We start from the raw sequence: 19,804 nt of genomic DNA on the forward strand, positions 1-19,804 counted from the left end.
TGTCTCGTCCTAAAATATATTGATAGTTTTTGCTAAGCCAGATACCCTGAATATCTGGCTTTTTTGTATTAAGCAGGAGATAAATAACCGTCATGTACCTCAGCAGGTGTTCTCATATTTAAACTTAAATGCGGTCTGATATGGTTATAGACATAAACAGACTCATCGATCAGCTGTTTAAGCTCACTCATCGTATTGCACTCATACAACAAGAACTCATTCTTTAAAATCCCATTAACGCGCTCAGCCAATGCATTTTGATAACAATCATAGCCATCGGTCATAGACGGTGTGATGTTATTTGCTCTAAGCACCTCTTGATACTCTGATGCACAGTACTGTAGACCTCTATCAGAGTGATGAATCGCTTTATGAGTATAACGCCGCCTTTGAGCTGCCATCTTAAGCGCTTTTACAACCTCAGTCGCTGGCATACTCTCACTTAAATGATATCCCATAATCTGTCTTGAATACCCATCCGTCACTAAAGATAGGTAGTGCGTCCCTTGTTTGGATGTGACATAAGTAATATCAGCCACCAAGGTTTGTTCAGGCTTGATAGGCGCAGGGGCATCTTTCGTTAGATTGGGATGCTTTTTCATCCAGTGCTTACTAAAGGTCGTCTTTGTATAGCTACGTTTGGGCTTAACCAACAAGCGGTGTGCTCTTAGATAATCAAAGAAGCCATCACGGCCAATCTTTATGCCATGAGCCATCAGCTTAGGCTTAATGAGCCAATATAACTTCCGACCTCCTATGCGAGGCATGAGCATTCGATACGCTTGCACCCAGTCTTTGATGACAGTAAACTTGCTTGCTTTGTCATGCTGCCGAATACGATGTTGATATACCGCTTGCGGACTAACACTAAGCAAACGACATCCTTGAGCTAAACTTATTTGTTTGTCTGTTTTGAGTTTCCAAAGGATGCCGTAGAAGACTTTTTTCTAGCATTTTCTCCATAGTCATTTTCAAATACTTCGACTACTTTACTTAAAATAAGGTTATGTGCTTTAGCATCAGCCAGTTCACGCTCTAAACGTTTGATGGTTTGGGCAGGGGTTTCTTTATGCGGCATAGTCTGGCTCTTAAGGGGATGGATCCAGTCTAATTTACCATGCTTTCGCAGCCACACCAAAACGGTACTGCGTCCTTGTATGCCATAAATTGCTTGCGCTTGTTTATAGGTCATGTCGCCTTTTTCTATACTGTCAACGACGGCTAATTTAAAGCCTAAGGTGTAATCTTTTTGAGTGCGCTTAACCTTTACAGTGTCTAACTTGTCCATGAATAAGCTCCTTTTTCGTAAACTTATTTCAGGACGGGACATAATAATGAAAAAAGCCTATAGATAATTTGTCTATAGGCTTTTTTATGTTTTTGTTAAATAGACGTTTAAAACGAGGGTTTTAGTAAATTAACCAAGCGTTCAACCACTTGTAAGCTTTCATCACGGCTCATATTAAGTGGTGGTAGCAAACGAATCACATGACCGCCTGTGACATTGATGATAAGTTTCTGCTCATCACGAGCACGATCGACAAGCTTGCTACAGTCCATGTCTTCAGGCAGGGCAATGCCAATCATCATCCCAGCGCCGCGACTGCTGACGCCATATTGTCCAAATGCATCAACCATGCTATCACGAATAAATTGTCCCTCGTTGACGGCGTTTTGCATGATATCACTGTTCGCCAATACGTCATATACGCTATGTACCACACGACTGGCTAACGGTGTGCCGCCATAGGTTGAGCCATGACTACCAGCTCCAAATAAGCCATTAGCGCGACCACGTACCATACAGGCACCGACAGGGAAGCCATTACCTAAGCCTTTAGCCGTCGTTAATACATCAGGGCGTGCGCTGCTATGCTGATAAGCAAAATACTTACCTGTTCGTCCATTGCCGGTCTGTACTTCATCAAGCATGAACAGCCAATTATGTGTATCGCATACGGCTTGTATCTGCTCAAGGTAAGTAAAGCCGTTAGCTGCCGTATTAAGACCACCTTCACCTTGAATAGGCTCTACGAATACCGCGCAAATATCCTCATAGTCATGAGCTGCTTGTTCAATGGCGGCAATATCCCCAAATGGCACACGGATAAAATCATTATCTAAAGTGTAAAAGCCTTCGCGCGCTTTGGGGTTGGCAGTTGCTGATAATGATAATAAGGTACGACCATGGAAAGATTGCTCCATCACAATGACTTTGGGACGCTTAAACCCTTGCTGATGTGCGTATAGACGCGCCAATTTTAGTGCTGCTTCATTTGCTTCAGCGCCACTATTGGCAAAAAATACACTGTCCATTTGCGCGGCATTACATAATGCTTCACCAGCACGCTCTTGCCAGTCTATACCAAATAAATTACTGGTATGAACCAATGTTGCTGCCTGCTGTTGAATAGCTTCGGTTACTTGTGGATGGCAATGTCCTAAACCACATACCGCGATACCAGTCAATGCGTCTAGATAAGGCGTCTCATCTTGAGTATAGAGCCAGCTTCCTGAGCCGCGGGTAAAACTGATAGGTTGACGAAGATAAGTGGGCATCAGGTAAGTAGCAGACATGTACAGCATCCTTGGAATCATAAAGTGATAAAAGTAAGAGGATAAAGGGCTTAATACTATAGCTCATCAGAAAACGGCGTGGACTCAGCAGGCAATGTATAGTCTTCGTTTGCCCATGCGCCAAGATCGATCAGTTTACAGTGATGACTACAAAATGGCTTATATTTATTATCTTGCCATGTGGTTTGCTTACCGCATTCTGGACAAGGATACGTTTTAGGTGAAAGGCTGGCGTTAGAAGTAGATTCGGTCATAATAAAAGTAGAGAGATCCTTGGTTTTATCAACAAAGTATCCTCAAAAAGTAAGCAGTAATTGATTTTCAAATCATTGCTATATTAATCTGATTGAGAAAGCTATCTGTCGATGAGTAATCGATATCGCGATATTACTATTGGGTTGCATTGACTATATAATAGCATGCAGCCGAATAATGACAAATGACAAATACTTTAAGGACAGCAAATGACTGACAACCTTGAGCTTTCACATCAGCAAGAGCGGGCATTTCAACCTCAACGACTCTCAGCACCACGTGATTTTTTGATGCCAGATGCAACACTTACACCTAAATCATCACTCGTTTTAGAGATTGGCGCAGGGAAGGGCAAGCATGCCTTAAGCTTTGCCATGCAAAATTCTGATAAGCATCTGATTGCGATTGAGCGTACTCGCAATAAGTTTGAGGCATTTGAAAAATTGGCAGCGCAGCAGAATTCTGCCAATTTGACCGCTATTCATGCTGATGCAATTGCATGGATCGTACATGCAATTGCGCCAAATAGTATCGATAGTATCTATATCTTATATCCCAATCCTGAGCAGCACAATCCCAATCAACAATGGCTTAATATGCCGTTTTTTGAGTTTTTACTGTCACGTTTACAGGTAGACGGGGAGATAATATTGGCAACCAACATCGAAACATATATGGACAATGCTGAGCATCAAGCAAATGAGGTATGGTGTTTGCCCAATACGCGTAGTCAGGTTGCAAGCAGCAGTCAGCGTACACATTTTGAAGTTAAATACTTAGCACGGCAAGAAACCTGTTGGGAGTTGAGCATGAAGAAACCTGAAGGTTATCAAACCAGATTCGATAAGTGGATGATAGCTGATGTGAGTATTTAAGATAATAGCCTAAGTAAAAAATAAAAGAATTACATTTGCTATAAAATGCTAAGGTTAAGTTAAAACTATAAAATAGCCTAAGCAATTAAAATCATAATAAATAAAACCGCCCCAAAAAGGCGGTTCAAAAATCCGTTGAGTACGTACGTTAAGATAAGTTTATAAAAACGGTTTTACTAAGTTATTAGAATCCGTACGAGCATCAAGCACAGTCAAAAAAGTATAAGCACCGATAAATTTCCGACTGATAAACATAAACTCTTTAGGTGGTAGATTGAACTCGAAAGACTGCATCGCTTGTGTCGCATTATTTGAGAGGCGAGTATGCAGCTTACTGTTAGCCCAAATATAGCGCTGTTGCTCATCTAGACAATTAGCAGGCATATCAGTGTTTATCACAGGATCACTAAAAGGTTCAGTTGCCAACAAGAACAATGAGGCGATATCTGAACGTACTTTATCACTCATGGTATCAAAAAAGTCATAACCAGTCATGGCACTCATCATAGATTGATGATTATGATAATAACCGGCACGTAATAAATTATGAGCAATCGTCAATAAGTTACTATCGAACTGCCGAATCGCGCCAAAATCTAATAAGACCAGTTTATCAATTTCAGTTTCGTCGCGTGCGACACGGACAAGGTAATTACCAAAGTTTGGATCCGTTTGCATCTCACCCCAAATGAAAATCTCTTGTATCATGATTTCGATAGCCGCCTGACCGATGGCGTTTCGACGCTCAAGAGGGAGTAGTTGCAATGCGTCAGAAACCACACTGATACCCGGCTCATAAGACATACAAAGTAAGCGCTTGGTCGAATAATGGCGATTGATTTTCGGCACTACATAACGTGCATCGTCAATCAAACGGTTATAGAACCGCTCTGTTGTGTCAGCTTCCGCCTCATAGTCGACTTCATGATGTAATAAATCACGTATCTCTTCAAACCATGCATCGAGTGAACGGGTTTGTGGAACGATATTACTAACCTTTAATAGGCTCTTAAAGAGAGCCAAATCAGAGTTGATCGCATCAGCCACACCCGGATATTGAATCTTTAATACCACTTGCTCACCCGTGGCTATAACGGTTGCACGATGAACTTGGGCGAGGGATGCTGTACCAATAGGGACAGGGTCAACCTGAAGATCCTGCAGCTTATTACCCAATAAATCCTGTAAATTCTGCTCGATTTTTGGCCATGCAAGTGTTGCTGTATCATCATTAAGCGTTTGTAAGGCACGGGTAATCTCAGGTGGTAAGATATGCTCACCATAAATCGCCAGCATTTGACCAATTTTCACGACAGAGCCTTTTAATTTACCAAGCTCTTCTGCCAAATAATGCGCCTGTTCTTCCATAAAAATCTGGTTACGTGCTGTACGTGCTTCTTTATTGAGAAACATACCAGACACACTATTACCTGCCCAACGACGACCTATGTTCAATGAGGTTTTGGCAATCGACATACGACGATCAAACCCCGAGGTTTTTAAATTATCGATAGACTGCTTGTTATTAGAAGACCTAGAGGTATTGTTTGCCATAGATATCGTCATTTCATCGAGTTGGTATTGATTTGTGGGTGATGTACCTACAATACAAGGGAGATGTGCTATGAGTGTACAGAATTGTATCATATAAAGAAGGCAGGTTTTGCAGCTTAGCCAAGCGACATTATTTACTTTGTAATTTAGGCTAGCATACTGAAATTCTTAAGCATTTTTTGCCTGTTAGTTTTAGCAGCCTTTAAAAACTATAACCCATCAAAAAATTCAACCTAGCATCACGCTAGGTCGAATTTATCAAAAGTCGCTATAGGTAGGTGCTACTTATCACTACTATTTAAATGCTTTCACGGGCAATAGCATGATGACCGATATCACGGCGATAATGAGCACCATCAAAACTAATGGCAGCAGTGACTGTTAATGCTGCTTGCTGTGCGTCTGAGATGCTATCTGCTAATGCAGTCACACATAATACGCGACCGCCATTGGTCACGACTTCTTTCTCATTGCTAGGAGCATTTTCATGAGAAAAAGCCGTGCCAGCATGAAAGACTTTTACCGAATTTTGATTGTCATTATTTAATTCTGGCAAGCCTGCAATCACATCACCTTTCGATGAAGTTTCAGGGTAGCCTTTTGAGGCGACAACAATACCAAGGGCAGGGCGCTCATCCCAATTGGCTTCTCTCGGTAATTTACCTTCGAGTCCTTGTGCAACCAAATCAACCATCGACGATTGTAAACGCATCAAAATAGGCTGCGTTTCCGGATCGCCAAAACGGCAGTTAAACTCAATCACATACGGGTCGCCCGCATCATCAATCATGAGTCCAGCATATAAAAATCCGGTATAAGGATGACCGGCAGCTTTCATCGCATCTACAACAGGCTGAATCACTTGTGCCATGACTTTATCATGAACCTCTTGAGTGACAACTGGCGCAGGAGAATATGCACCCATTCCGCCTGTGTTTGGACCCGTATCACCTTCAAAAGCACGCTTATGGTCTTGGCTGGTTGCCATTGGCAGGATATTCTCACCATCGACCATACAGATAAAGCTGGCTTCCTCGCCTTGCAAAAATTGCTCAATCACCACGCGGCTACCGGCATCGCCAAATTTATTATCTGCCAACATATCGTCAATGGCTTCATGCGCCTGTTCGATCGTCTCAGCAACAATGACCCCTTTACCGGCAGCAAGACCATCCGCTTTAATGACAATAGGTGCGCCTTGCTCATCGATATAAGCCTTTGCCGCTACTGCGTCGGTAAAGCCCTGATAAGCTGCCGTTGGGATATTGTTTTGCTCCATGAATTCCTTGGCAAAAGTCTTTGAGCCTTCTAACTGCGCGCAATACGCTGTTGGACCCCAAGCTTTGATGCCAGCAGCACGACAAGCATCGACAATGCCTGTTACCAACGGTGCTTCTGGACCAACGATGACCATGTCGATAGCTTTATTCTGACAAAACTTGATAACAGCGCTGTGCTCATCTGCATCAGTGGCGTCTTCCAAAGTGACGTTTTGGCATTTGGGTTCAAGGGCGGTGCCAGCATTACCGGGCGCGATATAGATATTTTTTACATTATTATCTTTTGCGCACTGCCATGCTAGTGCGTGTTCACGACCACCTGAACCAATCACCAAAATATTCATCATACCTCTTGCCCTTAGCATTAAAATTCATAATAAGTGAGTTAATAGCGAGCCAGCAAAATACTGTCCAATATTCTGCGCTATTCTAACAAAAAAACGCCGCCCTTGTCATGACTATGTGTCATAGCTATGCGCCTGTCTGTCTATATTCAGCCGTATCAGATCACAATCGTCTCATTAGTAAATGTTATCGACATCTTACTGATTCATGAAATGATGTTGTACGCTTTAGCTATGACAGCAGGTGCGTTACAATTCCACCTGAGAGATAGCCTTGAGTGAAATTATTTACTCATAGACCTGTTAAACCTCACAAAATAGTTCATATAGCGGGAGTCAGACAAACCATGATTGCTAATGATCAATAAGTTCACACTTAATTATTCACAATACATAAGACATAACACCTAAATAAGAAGCTTATAAAAAAGCGCAAGGACAAAGGATATGCCAAACTCTCTAAATATCGCAAAAGAGCGGATCAGCCAGATAAGCGATATTGCCACCAGTTATGTACAAGCGGACAAATCATTATTTGACCACTTTATTCATAGCTACTATCAGCCATTGCATCAAGAGACTGCAAAGGACATCAGTAATGCTGATTTGGCTGGGATGGCGCTGCATCATTTTACGCTATTAAAAGCCTATGATCGTAGCCATCCGCAGCTTGCCATATTAAACCCCATTGCAGAAGAGCAGCATTTTCACAGCTCACATACCGTTATCCAAATCGTTGCCTATGACCGACCATTTTTGGTCGACACGCTATTGATGAGTCTTGAAGAGCAAGGCATCGATGTGCATCGTACTTATCATATCATCGTCAATGTCGAACGCGATGAAAATGGCGCGATCACTAAAGTTGAAAGCGCTCAAGAAAGTGGCACCTCACACATGTCTTTGATTCATTGTGAAATCTCTTATCAAGACAATGATGAATTGGCGGCATTAAAACAGATGCTGCTGGCAAAAGTAGACACCCTTGATGTCGTCGTTGATGACTGGCAGCAGATACGTGCCAAGCTAACCGATATAAAAGCGGAACTTGCTACAAAAACACTGCCGGAAGTATTTTACTCTCAACAAGAGATTCAAGCATTTTTAGATTGGGTCTTGGACGATCACTTTATCTTTTTGGGATATCGAGAGTACCGCTTAGAAGACGGGCACAGAATCGAGGTTAATAGTGTTGGCAATATAGCCAACCAAGACGACCGTAGTGATTTGGATTTATTTTCTATTGGCAATAGTGGGCTTGGGCTATTACGTGGCGGTAGTGAAGACCAGCTTTCAAAAAGCTTTGACGAGCTGCCAAGCAATCTAAAAAGACTGCTAACAGCGCCGCAAGTATTGGTATTGTCAAAATCAAGCCGAGTATCGCCAGTACACCGTCCAGTTTATATGGATTTTTTGGGCATTCATAAGTTTGATGATAATGGCAAGCTCATCGGTGAGCATCGTTTTATTGGTCTTTTTACAGCGCAAGCTTATCAACTAAGCGTACAACAAATTCCATTATTACGCGAAAAATCCAATAAAATCATGGCGATGGCAAAACTACCACGTGATGGTCATGCGTATCATAAAATGATGCATATCATTAATACCTTGCCGCGCGATGACTTGTTTCAAGCCAGCATTGAAGATCTTTACCCGACAGTACTAGGAATTAGCCAACTACAGGACAAAAAAAGCCTGCGCTTATTTTGCCGTATCGATCATTACCAGCGTTTTGTTTCCTGCTTGGTCTATATTCCGCGTGATAAATTCAATACCGAACTTCGCATCAAGGTACAGAACGTCCTAAAAGAAGCCTATGGTGGTACATCTTCAGGCTTTACAACGGAGTTTAACGAATCTGAACATGCCCGCGTCCATGTACATGTCCGTACAGTACCAGGTCAAGTGCATGAGGTGGATACCGCTGCGCTCCAAGCCAAGCTATCTTTTTTGATGCAGTCGTGGAGTGATAACTATCAAAAAATGCTGCTGGATAATGTCGGTGAGCAGCATGCTAATGCTTTGACGCGCAGATTTTTAAGTTATATCCCCGCCGCTTACCAAGAGCGATTCGATGCACGTACTGCCGTTGAAGATACCAAGCGTTTGGCTGGACTTAGCGATGAGCAGCCGATGATTTGGCACTTATATCAATCGACAGGTGACGCAAGCAATCAGTTGCACTTAAAGCTATATGGTCGTCAAAAAGCAGTTATCTTATCTAAAGTCTTACCCGTACTAGAGAACTTCGGGGTATCAGTTATCTCAGCGCAGACCTATGAGTTTGATTTACCTGAGCAACCTATTTGGATGCAGGAGTATGAGCTGGTCTTAGAGCACGTTGATACCATTGATATGCAAGTGGTGCGTGCACAGTTTGAGGACAGCTTAAAGCAAATTTGGGCAGGACAGGTTGAGAGTGATTCGCTTAACGAACTGGTATTGACCACCAAATTAGATACTTATGATGTGGTGGTACTGCGCGCCTTGTCACGCTATATGATGCAAGCGAAAGCACCATTCTCAAACGTCTATATTCAACAAACTATGGTCAAAAACAGTGACATCAGTGTCGCATTAGGCAGTTTATTTGATGCAAGAATGAATCCTAACTATAGTGAAGAGGAACGTGCCAGCAAAACCAGCCAGATTCGAGCACAGATTACCACCGCATTAGCAGGTGTCAGTAGCTTGGATGAAGACCGTATCTTCCGCTGGTACTTGGATTTAATTAACGCTATGGTACGTACCAACTTTTATCAAAGAGAGGCGAATGGGCAGCGTAAAGATCGTTTGTCCTTTAAATTTTTGGCAGCAGATATTCCAAATCTACCCAAGCCTAAACCAATGTTTGAGATATTTGTCTATTCACCACGCGTTGAAGCAGTGCATTTGCGTGGCGGTAAAGTCGCTCGCGGCGGGCTGCGTTGGTCTGATCGTATGGAAGATTTCCGTACTGAAGTACTTGGTCTGGTTAAAGCACAAATGGTCAAAAACGCCGTTATCGTACCGGTTGGCTCAAAAGGCGGCTTTATCGTTAAAACCAAAACGATGGCGGATGGTCGTGATGTGTTCCAAGCTGAAGGTATTGCCTGCTATCAAACATTTCTTCGCGGTATGCTTGATGTGACCGACAATATCGTCGATGGTGCGATTGTCCCGCCAGCCAATACCGTACGTCATGATGAAGATGATCCGTATTTGGTGGTCGCTGCCGATAAAGGTACGGCAACCTTTTCTGATATCGCTAATGCTTTGTCTGCTGAATATAACTTTTGGCTAGATGATGCCTTTGCTTCTGGTGGCTCGGTTGGTTATGACCACAAAGCGATGGGCATTACCGCCCGCGGTGGTTGGGAGTCGGTCAAGCGCCACTTCCGTATGCGCGGCATGGACATCCAAAATCGTGATGACTTTACCGTCGTGGGCATTGGTGACATGAGCGGTGATGTTTTTGGTAACGGTATGCTCAGATCAACCCATACCAAACTGGTTGCTGCCTTTAACCATCTGCATATTTTCATTGACCCAAATCCAGATACAGCAGCGTCTTTTGCAGAACGCGAGCGCTTATTTGATCTACCTCGCTCATCGTGGGAAGATTATAACCAGTCTCTCATTAGCCAAGGCGGTGGTATCTTCTCACGTCAAGACAAGACCATTGCTATCAGCCCTGAAATGAAAGCGGTTTTTGATATCTCAGATGACAGCTTAGCACCCAATGACTTTATCAGCGCGTTGCTAAAATCGCCAGTAGATCTCATTTGGAATGGTGGTATCGGTACTTATGTGAAAAGTAGTGAGGAGAGTCATGCTGACGTAGGTGATCGTGCCAATGATGCCGTACGTGTCAACGGTGGCGAATTACGTGCGGCTATCGTCGGTGAAGGGGGTAACCTAGGCCTCACGCAGCGAGGTCGTATCGAATATGCCCAAACTGGTGGACGTATTTATACTGATGCTATCGATAACTCAGGCGGCGTCAACTGCTCAGATCATGAAGTCAATATCAAAATCTTACTTGGCAAAGTGGTTGAGCAAGGTGATATGACGTTGAAGCAGCGTAATGAGCTTCTTGAAAGCATGACCGAGACCATTAGCGAATTGGTGCTGCGTCAAAACTATCTGCAACCGCAAGCAATTGAGCTGAGTCAAATCCGAGCAGCTGCAAACTTAAGCGATCATCAGCGCTTTATTCAGATGTTAGAAGCAGAAGGGCGTCTAGATCGAGCGATTGAGTATCTGCCATCAGATGAAGAGATTGCTAAACGCCAAAAATCTGGCACAGGTCTGACCAATCCTGAGCTAGCCGTTGTGATGGCTTACGGAAAAATGTGGGTTTATGACAACTTACTGCTCTCAGATTTACCGGATGCGCCGTATTTCGTTAATGAATTACGCAAGTATTTCCCCGATGAGCTGGCATCGCGCTTCTTTGATGAGATGACTGAGCATCGTTTACACCGTGAAATCATCAGTACGTATATGACCAATAGTGTGGTCAACCGTCTGGGTATCGAAGCATTATTCCGTCTGCATGAAGAAACAGGACAAACGCTTGCCACTATCGTGCGCGGCTATGCCATTGCGCGTGATGTGTTCCATGTCTCAAAAGCATGGGAGCTGCTTGAAGCACTTGACAATAAAGTCGATGCCACTTTGCTGCTTGAGCTTGAACTGCGTCTGCGCGATGCACTCGAAAACGGAGTAGTCTGGTTTATTAATGCCTTTGGACAAGATTTGCAAGTGGCTGATATGATTAGCCGTTTTGAAGACAGTGTCGAAAAGCTAACCAAATCAGGCGGATTTATTGAACAGCAATTTTCACAATACTTGCAAGCCGATACCACAAGCTTGATAGAAGATGGCCTTTCTATCAATGATGCATCGATGTTTGCAATGTTGCCATACCATGTTGATGCCCTTGATGCTGCCCTCTTAGCAGAGCAATACGAACGTCCGGTTGATGAGATTGCCACTTTATACTTTGAGGCCTATCACGTTTTGCAGCTTGATTGGATGATTGATAATATTGCTATCTTGCCGCAGCAAGACCACTGGGATCGCCGTGCCCGTCATGCGCTTGCCAATGACGTATCGCGCAGCTTACGTATGCTGATGGAGACGTTATTGACTCAACCTGATGCCATTCAAGCCTTCAGTGATTGGAAGTCGCGTCATGCTAGCCAGCTTGCAGGCGTTACTGCTGAAATGGACAAACTTGATAGCAATAATGATAGCCAAATCAGCCTCTCAACGTTATCCGTCTTGATGAGTGAGTTAAGTGGTTTAGTGACCAAATAGCGAATCGAGTAAGTAAATAGATAGTTTGATTATAAAAAACCACCGTTATTCGTTAACGGTGGTTTTTTTTATGTTGTTATGCTAAATAGCCTTGCCAGTATCATTTGATAAATGCCTTTAAACGCACTTCTTTATCATATGTCGTCATCAATCCTGCTAACCTATCATACTTTATCACTCATAACGCGTCGACATCCTTGCCCACTGATTTGACTAAAGCCGCCAGAGATTTTTTCAACCTTTATTTGGGTCAAAATGCGATCTTTTAACGCCTGTACGTGAGAGATAATACCAATCAATTTTCCTTCTTGTTGCAAGCCTGTCAAGGTATCTAGAGCAATATCTAACGACTCTTCATCAAGCGTGCCAAAACCTTCATCCAAAAATAGCGAATCCACACGGATGTTGTGACTGGCCATTTGCGATAGTCCAAGAGCGAGCGCGAGACTGATAATGAAGCCTTCACCACCAGATAAGTTTTTGGTGCTGCGAATATCGCCGCCTTGATAGTTATCAATCACATTAAGCTCAAGCGGATTGCTGTCATCATGAATCAGCAAATAGCGGTCACTCATCTTTTGTAGTTGGCTATTGGCATGGCTAATCATCACTTCAAAGGTTAAGCCTTGAGCAAAGGTGCGATATTTCTTACCATCGGCTGAACCAATTAAAGTATGCAGCTGCTGCCAAACTTGTAACTTCTCTTTTTGTGCATTAATGGCTATAAGCTGCGTTGCTTGTTGACCTTTTTGGTTTTCATTGTCCTTGAGCTTTTGAACAATAGCACCAATCTGTTGGCTGAGCTGATCAATCTCCATCTGAATATGCTGATGTTGGGTAGCAATCGTTTCTTGGCTGACATTCGTCATAGCAAGAGATAGGTTCTGCTCTAATGATTGTTGGGTGCTATCTATCTGTGACTGTGCCTGCTGCAAGGCGCTGTCAATCGCAAGCTTACGAGTATGTAAAGCATCACGCTCTTCTTTAGGCAGGCGCGCACGGGTAAAAGCGTCTTCATCCACAAATTGCGCCGCTGCTAGATGCTCCATAAATACCGCTTGTTGCGTATTAAGGGCTGTCATAGCAGACTGCAATTCTGCCAATAGCTGTCGTTGCCTGTTTTGCAATTGCGCTAATACTTGCTGCGTGCTGTCTAGCTGTCTTTGAGCATTTGCTTGTTTGGCTTTTGCGTCATCCACTGTGCGGCGCAGTAGAGTGTCTTCTGACTCTGGGTTCTTATCTGAAAAAAGCTTTGTTCTTTTGCTCTTGAGCAGCTCAAGATCTATATTTTTGTCCGCTATCAAGTGCTCGAGGTTCTGTAGAGCGCTTTCATCCGTGCAAAGCTGTGTTTGCTTAGTATCAATTTGAGCGCTCACTGTACTTAATGTATTGGTTAGCTGTTGCTGGCTGTTTTTTTGCTCGTTAAAATATTTTTTTAGCTGACTTAGCATGCTGCGCTGTTGACGTAATCTATCAATATGACGCTCATAGTCGCTGCTATCTAATACGGTTTTCTTATGAATACTAGCGTCCAATTGCTTAATTGCACTTTGAATGTCTGCTTTTTTAAAATCAATACTTAAGTATTCTGCGTAGTTATCCGCCGGATACTTATCTGCCAAAGTTAGAATACTGCTAGTAATAGGGGTTAATGCCGAAAAGTTGGTGGCTATTTTATCTTCAATGGTCTCTATTTTCTGCGAGTGTAGCTTGGTATCCATCGTCAGGTTATTGATCTTACTCATAAGTGCCTGATGCTGCTTTTCATCATTCTCTATAGCAATACTTAGCGTTGATATGCTTGCCGTCAGATCATCATATTGAAATAATAAGTCTTTAAGACACTGCTTTTGCTCGAGTAGCTTTTGTTTGACACTGTTTAGTAAAGGTAATGGGCGTTCAATATCATTATCAGATTTATTTATATTCACACTCAACTTATGAAGAGGATGGATAATCCCTGCAATCGCTTTTGAATGATCTTTATTGGTATCTAATAGTGAGAGCAGGCTTTCTTGAATATCTTTGCCCAACATCTCGCATTGCTGCTGCAAAGGGGCTAACTGCTGCTGTTGGTTGCTAATGGTTTCATTTTTAGTAGCATGGTCGATATGATGTTTAGATAACGCTTGTCCGAGACGCTCAATGAGTATCTCAAGCTCAGCTATTTTCTGCTGGGTCTGCTGTGTTAGTGGCAACGCTTGTTTATTGTCAAGTTGGCTATCTAATAGCGGATGATGCTTACCATAAGGGTGCTCATGCGCGCCACACAGTGGGCAGGGTGTACCGTCTTTGAGCTCCACGATGTAATCTTCAAGCCTTGCAACTTTTTGCAGTAAATGAAGGTGCGTCTGTTTGTCTTGTTTTTTAAGCTTAGTGTTCTGAATGTCGGCGCGATGAGTGGCAACTAAATCTTCTAAGACCATCAGCTCTTGCTTCAATACCGGTAGCGTGAGATTGATTTTATGGATTTGACTGATCAGCTCAGACCGCTGTGTAATCTTAAAGCTCACCTGCTCAATTTGTATGAGGATTGGATCAATTTGCTCTTGCTCACTACGCATACTGGCAAGGGGCTGCTTTTGAGTGATGATTGCTTGCTGCTGTTGTAGCTTTAGCAGTTGCTCGCGCCGCTTCACTATCAATAAAATATCAGTATCTTGCTGTTTGGATAGTATCTCAACATCAGCTTGTAGCTGGCGGGCATGGCTATGTTGATTAGTCCTAGTGGCTGAAAGCTCAGAGTTATCTTCTAGTAGCGCCCTTAATCGTTGACAGCTACTATCAAAGATTGTCATATCGGTATCAAGGTCACTCATCTCTGGTTGGTCGCTAAAGTACTGGTCAATATTATTTAGCTGAGTTTTGGTGCGATTGGCAGTTTGCTGATGACTTTGGATGGCTTGGCTTAATATCTGTACATTGCCTGCCAATAATTCTTTGTGCTGGTTGTATTCCACTAAGGATTGAGACTGCTGCCTTATATTGCTGTCTAATTCGCGTACCTGTGCGATGAGGGGCAAATTTATTTGAAGGTTGTCTGATGCTTGCTTTTCTAGCGTATTGGCATTGTCTAAATGGCGAGCAGCTTGCGTCAGCGATTCTTGCTGGGCAGGGATTTGACTTAGCAAACTCTGTTGCTCAATATCAAGCTTCTGGACCGTATCACGGCGATAGCTAAGCTCACGAAACTGGCTATCAATCTCTAATGCCTTGTTTGCAATACTTAAACGCTTAGCTTCTGGAATAAAAGCTTGCTGCGCTTGCTGGGCGCTTGCAAACTCGCTCTGATAAACAGACAGATTGCTCTGTAGCTGTTGTATGGTATTTAGCCATTGTAGCTGCTCACTTAATGTCTTAAAGGTTTGTCGCTGCGTGCTTTGCTGCTGATTCAATACTTTTAGCTCGGCTTCCAATAGATTTTCGTTTTCAACACTTAGTAAAGACAAGCCATCAACGCCTGCCTGCAACTTACTGAGCACATCTTCTTCCAAGCGTTTTTTCTCATGAACATTGAGTGAGATTTTGGCATAGATGGCTGTGCCAGTTATTTTCTCTAAAATCGCCGCTCTATCCCCAATATCAGATTTTAAAAACGCGGCAAAACTGCCTTGCGCAAGCATGATGGAGCGGGTAAATTGGCTAAAATCCATGCCAATAAGCGTTTGAATATAAGCAGAGGTTTTGGATTTTTTCTCTTCTAAAATCTTGCCAGACTTGACCTCGCTAATCTCGTGCTTAATCGGTAATAAATTGCCTTTGGCTTTTTTGTGGGCACGATGTTGGTACCATGAACACTGATATCGCTTGGCGTCAATCTCGATAATAACTTCAGCCGAGCACTCTCCTGTACCTTGGGTCATAATCTCATTGGTAGAGCCAGTAATATCACCGAGTCGTGGCGTTTGGCTGTAGAGCGCCAAGCAAATAGCATCCAAAATAGTGGTTTTGCCAGCGCCTGTTTGCCCAGTAATGGCAAAGATACCTTCGTTAAGAAAAGCGGCGTCACTAAAATCAATGTGCCATTCGCCTTTTAAGGAGTTGAGGTTTTTAAGTCTTAGTTCAATTAGGCGCATGGCAGGGTCTTATTTTTATAGATATCAATGATAATTTGCGGTTATCAGGCTTATGAGTTTTAGCTATTATTCAGCTTGAGTATCTGTATGATGCAGGTCATAAACGATCTGACCATAAGCCTCTCGCAAGGTCAATCTTTGCTCATCGGGGATGTTATGAGTGGCTAGACAACGCTCAAATACTTCTTGTTCATTTAAGTCTTGTAGCGTCTCAGAGATTTGTTGCTGATTAAGTACTTTGTTATAAGTGCGCGTATTTTTTATTTTTAACACCTCACACGGCAAGCCTTCTACCATCAATTGAATACTTTCACGCAATTCGCTAATCACCTCATCACCAGTGTAGATAATCTCTAACCAGACCGATTCTGTATCAGACAGAGCTTCAATAACCTTATCAACTTTTTGATTAATAGTCTCCAAATCACCTGATACTTGCGCCAAGTTTTGGAACTTTGGAATAGGGAGTGAGGTAACTTGCATCTGACGTGAAGTATCATGATGCAGTGGCGTGGCGGGTAAAGCGAAAGGAGTGCTTAGAACAACCTCTGCTTGTTTAGATATTTCTTCAATACCCGTTTCACTATGCTGATCACTTTCTATAGACTCGACATCAGCAAATAGGTCATCCATAAAACTTGCCGCCTGATTGACTGCTTTTTTAGCAGTTTTTCCTACGTTTTTGTCAATATCTACAGTGATATTGGAAGGCTGCTGAGAAACACCCTCAGACAAATTTTCTGCTGTTAAGTCTATATTGTTTAACGCTGTGCCAAACTGTATGAGCAATACTTGCTTTTGCTGGCGCGCCTCACCAAAGCCCATTGCAATGGGTGATCCTGAATATCGAATGGTTTCACGCCCACCGACGCGCTGCGGCACATGTAAATGCCCAAGCGCCACGTAATCAAAGCTTTCACTGAACATATCAGCGGAGACTTTACCAAGCGAGCCAACATATAGCTCACGAACACCATCATCATCAGTAGTGGTGCCGCCGGCAGCAAACAGATGCCCTGTGGCAATAATAGGAATATGGCGCTTATGCGATTTTAATAATTCAGCTTGTTTGGCGTTGGCAATCTCTGCGACTTCATCATAGTGCGCGCAGATACCAGCGATGACATTGGCGTCTTTGCTTTGAGCTGACTCGCCAGCCTGACTGCTACGCACATCACGATCACGCAGATAAGGGACAGCGGCGATAATGCAATGCGGTGTACCGGCTGCATCATCTAACACCATCACCTCATCATTTAAGTCATCACAAGCCGTACCAACAACATGGACGTTTAAAAACTTAAGGACATTGCTTGGGGCATCTAGAAATGTTGGCGAGTCATGGTTGCCAGCGACGATGACGACATGCTGACAGCATGACTTTGAAACCTTGCCTAAAAACTCATAATACAGCGCTTGGGCTTTATTACTCGGGGTCATGGTATCAAAGATATCACCAGCGACAATAAGTACATCCACTTGCTGCGCACTAATAGTGTTTTGTAGCCAATTTAAAAAGGCGGCAAATTCATCATAGCGCAGACGTCCATAAAGCCTGCGTCCCAAATGCCAGTCAGAAGTGTGCAGGATAGTAAGAGGCGTAACAGCAGATACAGGCATAATGAGGCTTAGTGGTGAATAAAAAGACAGCCATTATTCTAGCAAGGATTGGAGAAGTTTGCTCTGTTGCAATCAGAAAAAAGCCCTACCACTAGATTGGCAGGGCTTTAAATCAAAAGGGGCTTTTAGGGCGCTTTCTAATCAATCACTAACTGCTCAAGACCACCATCTTCTGTTGCCAAATTAGCAATCATAGATAGCGCATGCGCTTGTTGGCTAGTATTTGGTTTTGGCGTCGTAGCAGTGCCGCCGCGTAACCAGTTATTATCGTTTTCCGAGGTCTTTTCATTATTATACCAAGCCAAATCATGATGTAAGCTTACGACATCACCCATGATGAGTAGAGCAGGCGTAGGTAGTTGATGTTGTGCTTGTAATTCAACGATGCTGGCAAGTGTACCCGTTAATACTTGCTGATTGGGTATACTGGCGTTAGAGACGATGGCAATCGGGGTCTCTGCACTACGCCCGGCATCAATCAAACCTTCCGTCAAGCGCGGTAGCGAATGCAGACCCATATAGAATACGACTGTTTCATCAGTATTCAAAAAGCTTTTAAAGTTATTATTAGGCGAGCCTGCCTTTAAAAACCCTGTCACAAAACGTACTGACTGCGAATGGTCACGGTGGGTTAGCGGAATACCAGCATAGCTAGCAGCGGCATTGGCAGCGGTAATGCCTGGCACTACTTGATAAGGGACATTGTGAGAGCGCAGACTTTCAATCTCTTCACCGCCACGCCCAAAGATAAAGGGGTCACCGCCTTTTAGACGCACCACACGCCGACCTTCTTTTGCGCTATTGACCAGTAGCTCATTGATGCCCAATTGTGCAACGGCATGATTACTGCGTTTCTTGCCCACAAATACTTTATCGGCATCGCGGCGGCACAAATCCAATATTTGCGGTGACACCAGCGCATCATAATAGACAATATCCGCTTGCTGCATCAAGCGTAGTGCTTTAAAGGTTAAAAGCTCTGGGTCACCGGGACCGGCACCAACGATATAGACTTCGCCCATCGTATTTTGGGCTTCTGTTGATTCATCTGTAGCATTTTTTGCAGTGATATTTGCCGCTGTGTTATCCAGATCAGTTTGCAATTGGGCAATGGCTTCGTTTTCATTACCGGAAAACATCAATTGACTGACTTTACCTTCAAATACTCGCTCCCAAAACTGCCGACGCCCAGTCAATGTTGGAATTTTGGCTTTAACGTCACCACGAAACTCGCCAGCCAGCTTGGCAAGTTTACCATAGCCTTGCGGAATCAAGGTCTCAAGGCGTGCGCGCAATAAACGTGCGAGTACCGGTGCCTTACCGTTGGACGAGATACCAATCACGATGGGATTACGATCAACGATAGCTGGGAAGATAAAATCGCATAAATGCGGCGTATCGACGACGTTTACCGGAATGTTGAGTTCAGTGGCATCAGCATGGATTTGGTGATTGAGCATCTCATCATCAGTCGCCGCGATAATAACGCGCGAGTCTGTCATATAGGTTTTATTATAATTCTCATAAATCAGCGCGTGCTTACTATCACTGAGCAAGGCTTGTATCTCATGGCTAATGCTTGGCGCAAGGACAGTGATACACGCGCCAGCACGGCTCAGCAAATCAGCTTTGCGTAATGCCACATCACCGCCGCCAACAATCAGTACTTTACGATCTTCTAATTTAAAAAATAGGGGAAAGGTATTCATAGTATGACCAGTCATTCAATTGAATATATACTGCTATTATGAGTTATCAGTTGCGCAGGCTCACGTAATGTATTGGCATTAGTATATTCGTTTTTGAGATATTAAAAGTAGTTTTTGTTGAGAAAGGGAATAGCAGTATAAAATTATGATACTAAAAAAATCCCGCTTAACTCGGTATAAACCGGTTAAGCGGGATTTTTATGCATT

General features: G+C 43.3%; 10 protein-coding genes. 2 read left to right on the top strand and 8 right to left on the bottom strand.

Features of this window, described 5'->3' with window-relative positions; all coding sequences use genetic code 11:
* Window positions 1-68 precede the first annotated feature (68 nt).
* From H0262_RS07930 to H0262_RS07940, 3 genes are all read right to left on the bottom strand, one after another.
* Window positions 69-1,288 (bottom strand): IS3 family transposase gene (locus tag H0262_RS07930; RefSeq protein ID WP_181209883.1). Its coding sequence is split into 2 segments (ribosomal slippage): window positions 69-949 and window positions 949-1,288, totalling 1,221 coding nucleotides; the frame shifts between segments, so codons are not numbered across the junction.
* Window positions 1,289-1,395: 107 nt separating this feature from the next.
* Window positions 1,396-2,577, bottom strand: coding sequence for an aspartate aminotransferase family protein (locus tag H0262_RS07935; RefSeq protein ID WP_181210365.1), 1,182 nt, complete (start codon window positions 2,575-2,577; stop codon window positions 1,396-1,398).
* Window positions 2,578-2,633: 56 nt separating this feature from the next.
* Window positions 2,634-2,831, bottom strand: a complete 198-nt coding sequence (locus H0262_RS07940; protein ID WP_011513735.1) for a DNA gyrase inhibitor YacG — start codon at window positions 2,829-2,831, stop codon at window positions 2,634-2,636.
* A gap of 210 nt (window positions 2,832-3,041) precedes the next feature.
* Between H0262_RS07940 and H0262_RS07945 the strand changes: the two genes are divergently transcribed.
* Window positions 3,042-3,707, top strand: coding sequence for a methyltransferase domain-containing protein (locus tag H0262_RS07945; protein ID WP_181210366.1), 666 nt, complete (start codon window positions 3,042-3,044; stop codon window positions 3,705-3,707).
* Between the two features lie 159 nt (window positions 3,708-3,866).
* On the opposite strand, the gene H0262_RS07950 is transcribed toward H0262_RS07945, so the two are convergent.
* Window positions 3,867-5,261: an AarF/ABC1/UbiB kinase family protein gene (locus H0262_RS07950; RefSeq protein ID WP_181210367.1), complete on the bottom strand. Its 1,395-nt coding sequence runs from the start codon at window positions 5,259-5,261 to the stop codon at window positions 3,867-3,869.
* Window positions 5,262-5,559: 298 nt separating this feature from the next.
* Complete coding sequence (gene purD, locus H0262_RS07955; RefSeq protein WP_181210489.1) at window positions 5,560-6,885, bottom strand: phosphoribosylamine--glycine ligase; 1,326 nt, start codon at window positions 6,883-6,885, stop codon at window positions 5,560-5,562.
* Between the two features lie 447 nt (window positions 6,886-7,332).
* On the opposite strand from purD, the gene H0262_RS07960 reads away from it, so the two are divergent.
* A complete protein-coding gene (locus H0262_RS07960; RefSeq protein ID WP_181210368.1) occupies window positions 7,333-12,192 on the top strand; it encodes an NAD-glutamate dehydrogenase in 4,860 nt (1,619 codons plus the stop codon).
* Between the two features lie 164 nt (window positions 12,193-12,356).
* On the opposite strand, the gene H0262_RS07965 is transcribed toward H0262_RS07960, so the two are convergent.
* From H0262_RS07965 to cysG, 3 genes are all read right to left on the bottom strand, one after another.
* Window positions 12,357-16,268: an AAA family ATPase gene (locus H0262_RS07965; protein ID WP_181210369.1), complete on the bottom strand. Its 3,912-nt coding sequence runs from the start codon at window positions 16,266-16,268 to the stop codon at window positions 12,357-12,359.
* Window positions 16,269-16,334: 66 nt separating this feature from the next.
* Window positions 16,335-17,888, bottom strand: a complete 1,554-nt coding sequence (locus tag H0262_RS07970) for an exonuclease SbcCD subunit D C-terminal domain-containing protein (protein ID WP_181210370.1) — start codon at window positions 17,886-17,888, stop codon at window positions 16,335-16,337.
* 137 nt (window positions 17,889-18,025) lie between these two features.
* Window positions 18,026-19,597, bottom strand: coding sequence for a siroheme synthase CysG (gene cysG / locus H0262_RS07975; protein ID WP_181210371.1), 1,572 nt, complete (start codon window positions 19,595-19,597; stop codon window positions 18,026-18,028).
* Between the last annotated feature and the right edge of the window lie 207 nt (window positions 19,598-19,804).

This window comes from Psychrobacter sp. D2, assembly GCF_013608135.1.
GTDB lineage: Bacteria > Pseudomonadota > Gammaproteobacteria > Pseudomonadales > Moraxellaceae > Psychrobacter > Psychrobacter cryohalolentis.

What these genes read in the sequence shown, in the direction of transcription:
- H0262_RS07935 (WP_181210365.1), bottom strand. Translation starts at nt 2,577, where the DNA reads ATGTCTGCTACTTACCTGATGCCCACTTATCTTCGTCAACCTATCAGT.
- H0262_RS07940 (WP_011513735.1), bottom strand. Translation starts at nt 2,831, where the DNA reads ATGACCGAATCTACTTCTAACGCCAGCCTTTCACCTAAAACGTATCCT.
- H0262_RS07945 (WP_181210366.1), top strand. Translation starts at nt 3,042, where the DNA reads ATGACTGACAACCTTGAGCTTTCACATCAGCAAGAGCGGGCATTTCAA.
- H0262_RS07950 (WP_181210367.1), bottom strand. Translation starts at nt 5,261, where the DNA reads ATGGCAAACAATACCTCTAGGTCTTCTAATAACAAGCAGTCTATCGAT.
- purD (WP_181210489.1), bottom strand. Translation starts at nt 6,885, where the DNA reads ATGAATATTTTGGTGATTGGTTCAGGTGGTCGTGAACACGCACTAGCA.
- H0262_RS07960 (WP_181210368.1), top strand. Translation starts at nt 7,333, where the DNA reads ATGCCAAACTCTCTAAATATCGCAAAAGAGCGGATCAGCCAGATAAGC.
- H0262_RS07965 (WP_181210369.1), bottom strand. Translation starts at nt 16,268, where the DNA reads ATGCGCCTAATTGAACTAAGACTTAAAAACCTCAACTCCTTAAAAGGC.
- H0262_RS07970 (WP_181210370.1), bottom strand. Translation starts at nt 17,888, where the DNA reads ATGCCTGTATCTGCTGTTACGCCTCTTACTATCCTGCACACTTCTGAC.
- cysG (WP_181210371.1), bottom strand. Translation starts at nt 19,597, where the DNA reads ATGAATACCTTTCCCCTATTTTTTAAATTAGAAGATCGTAAAGTACTG.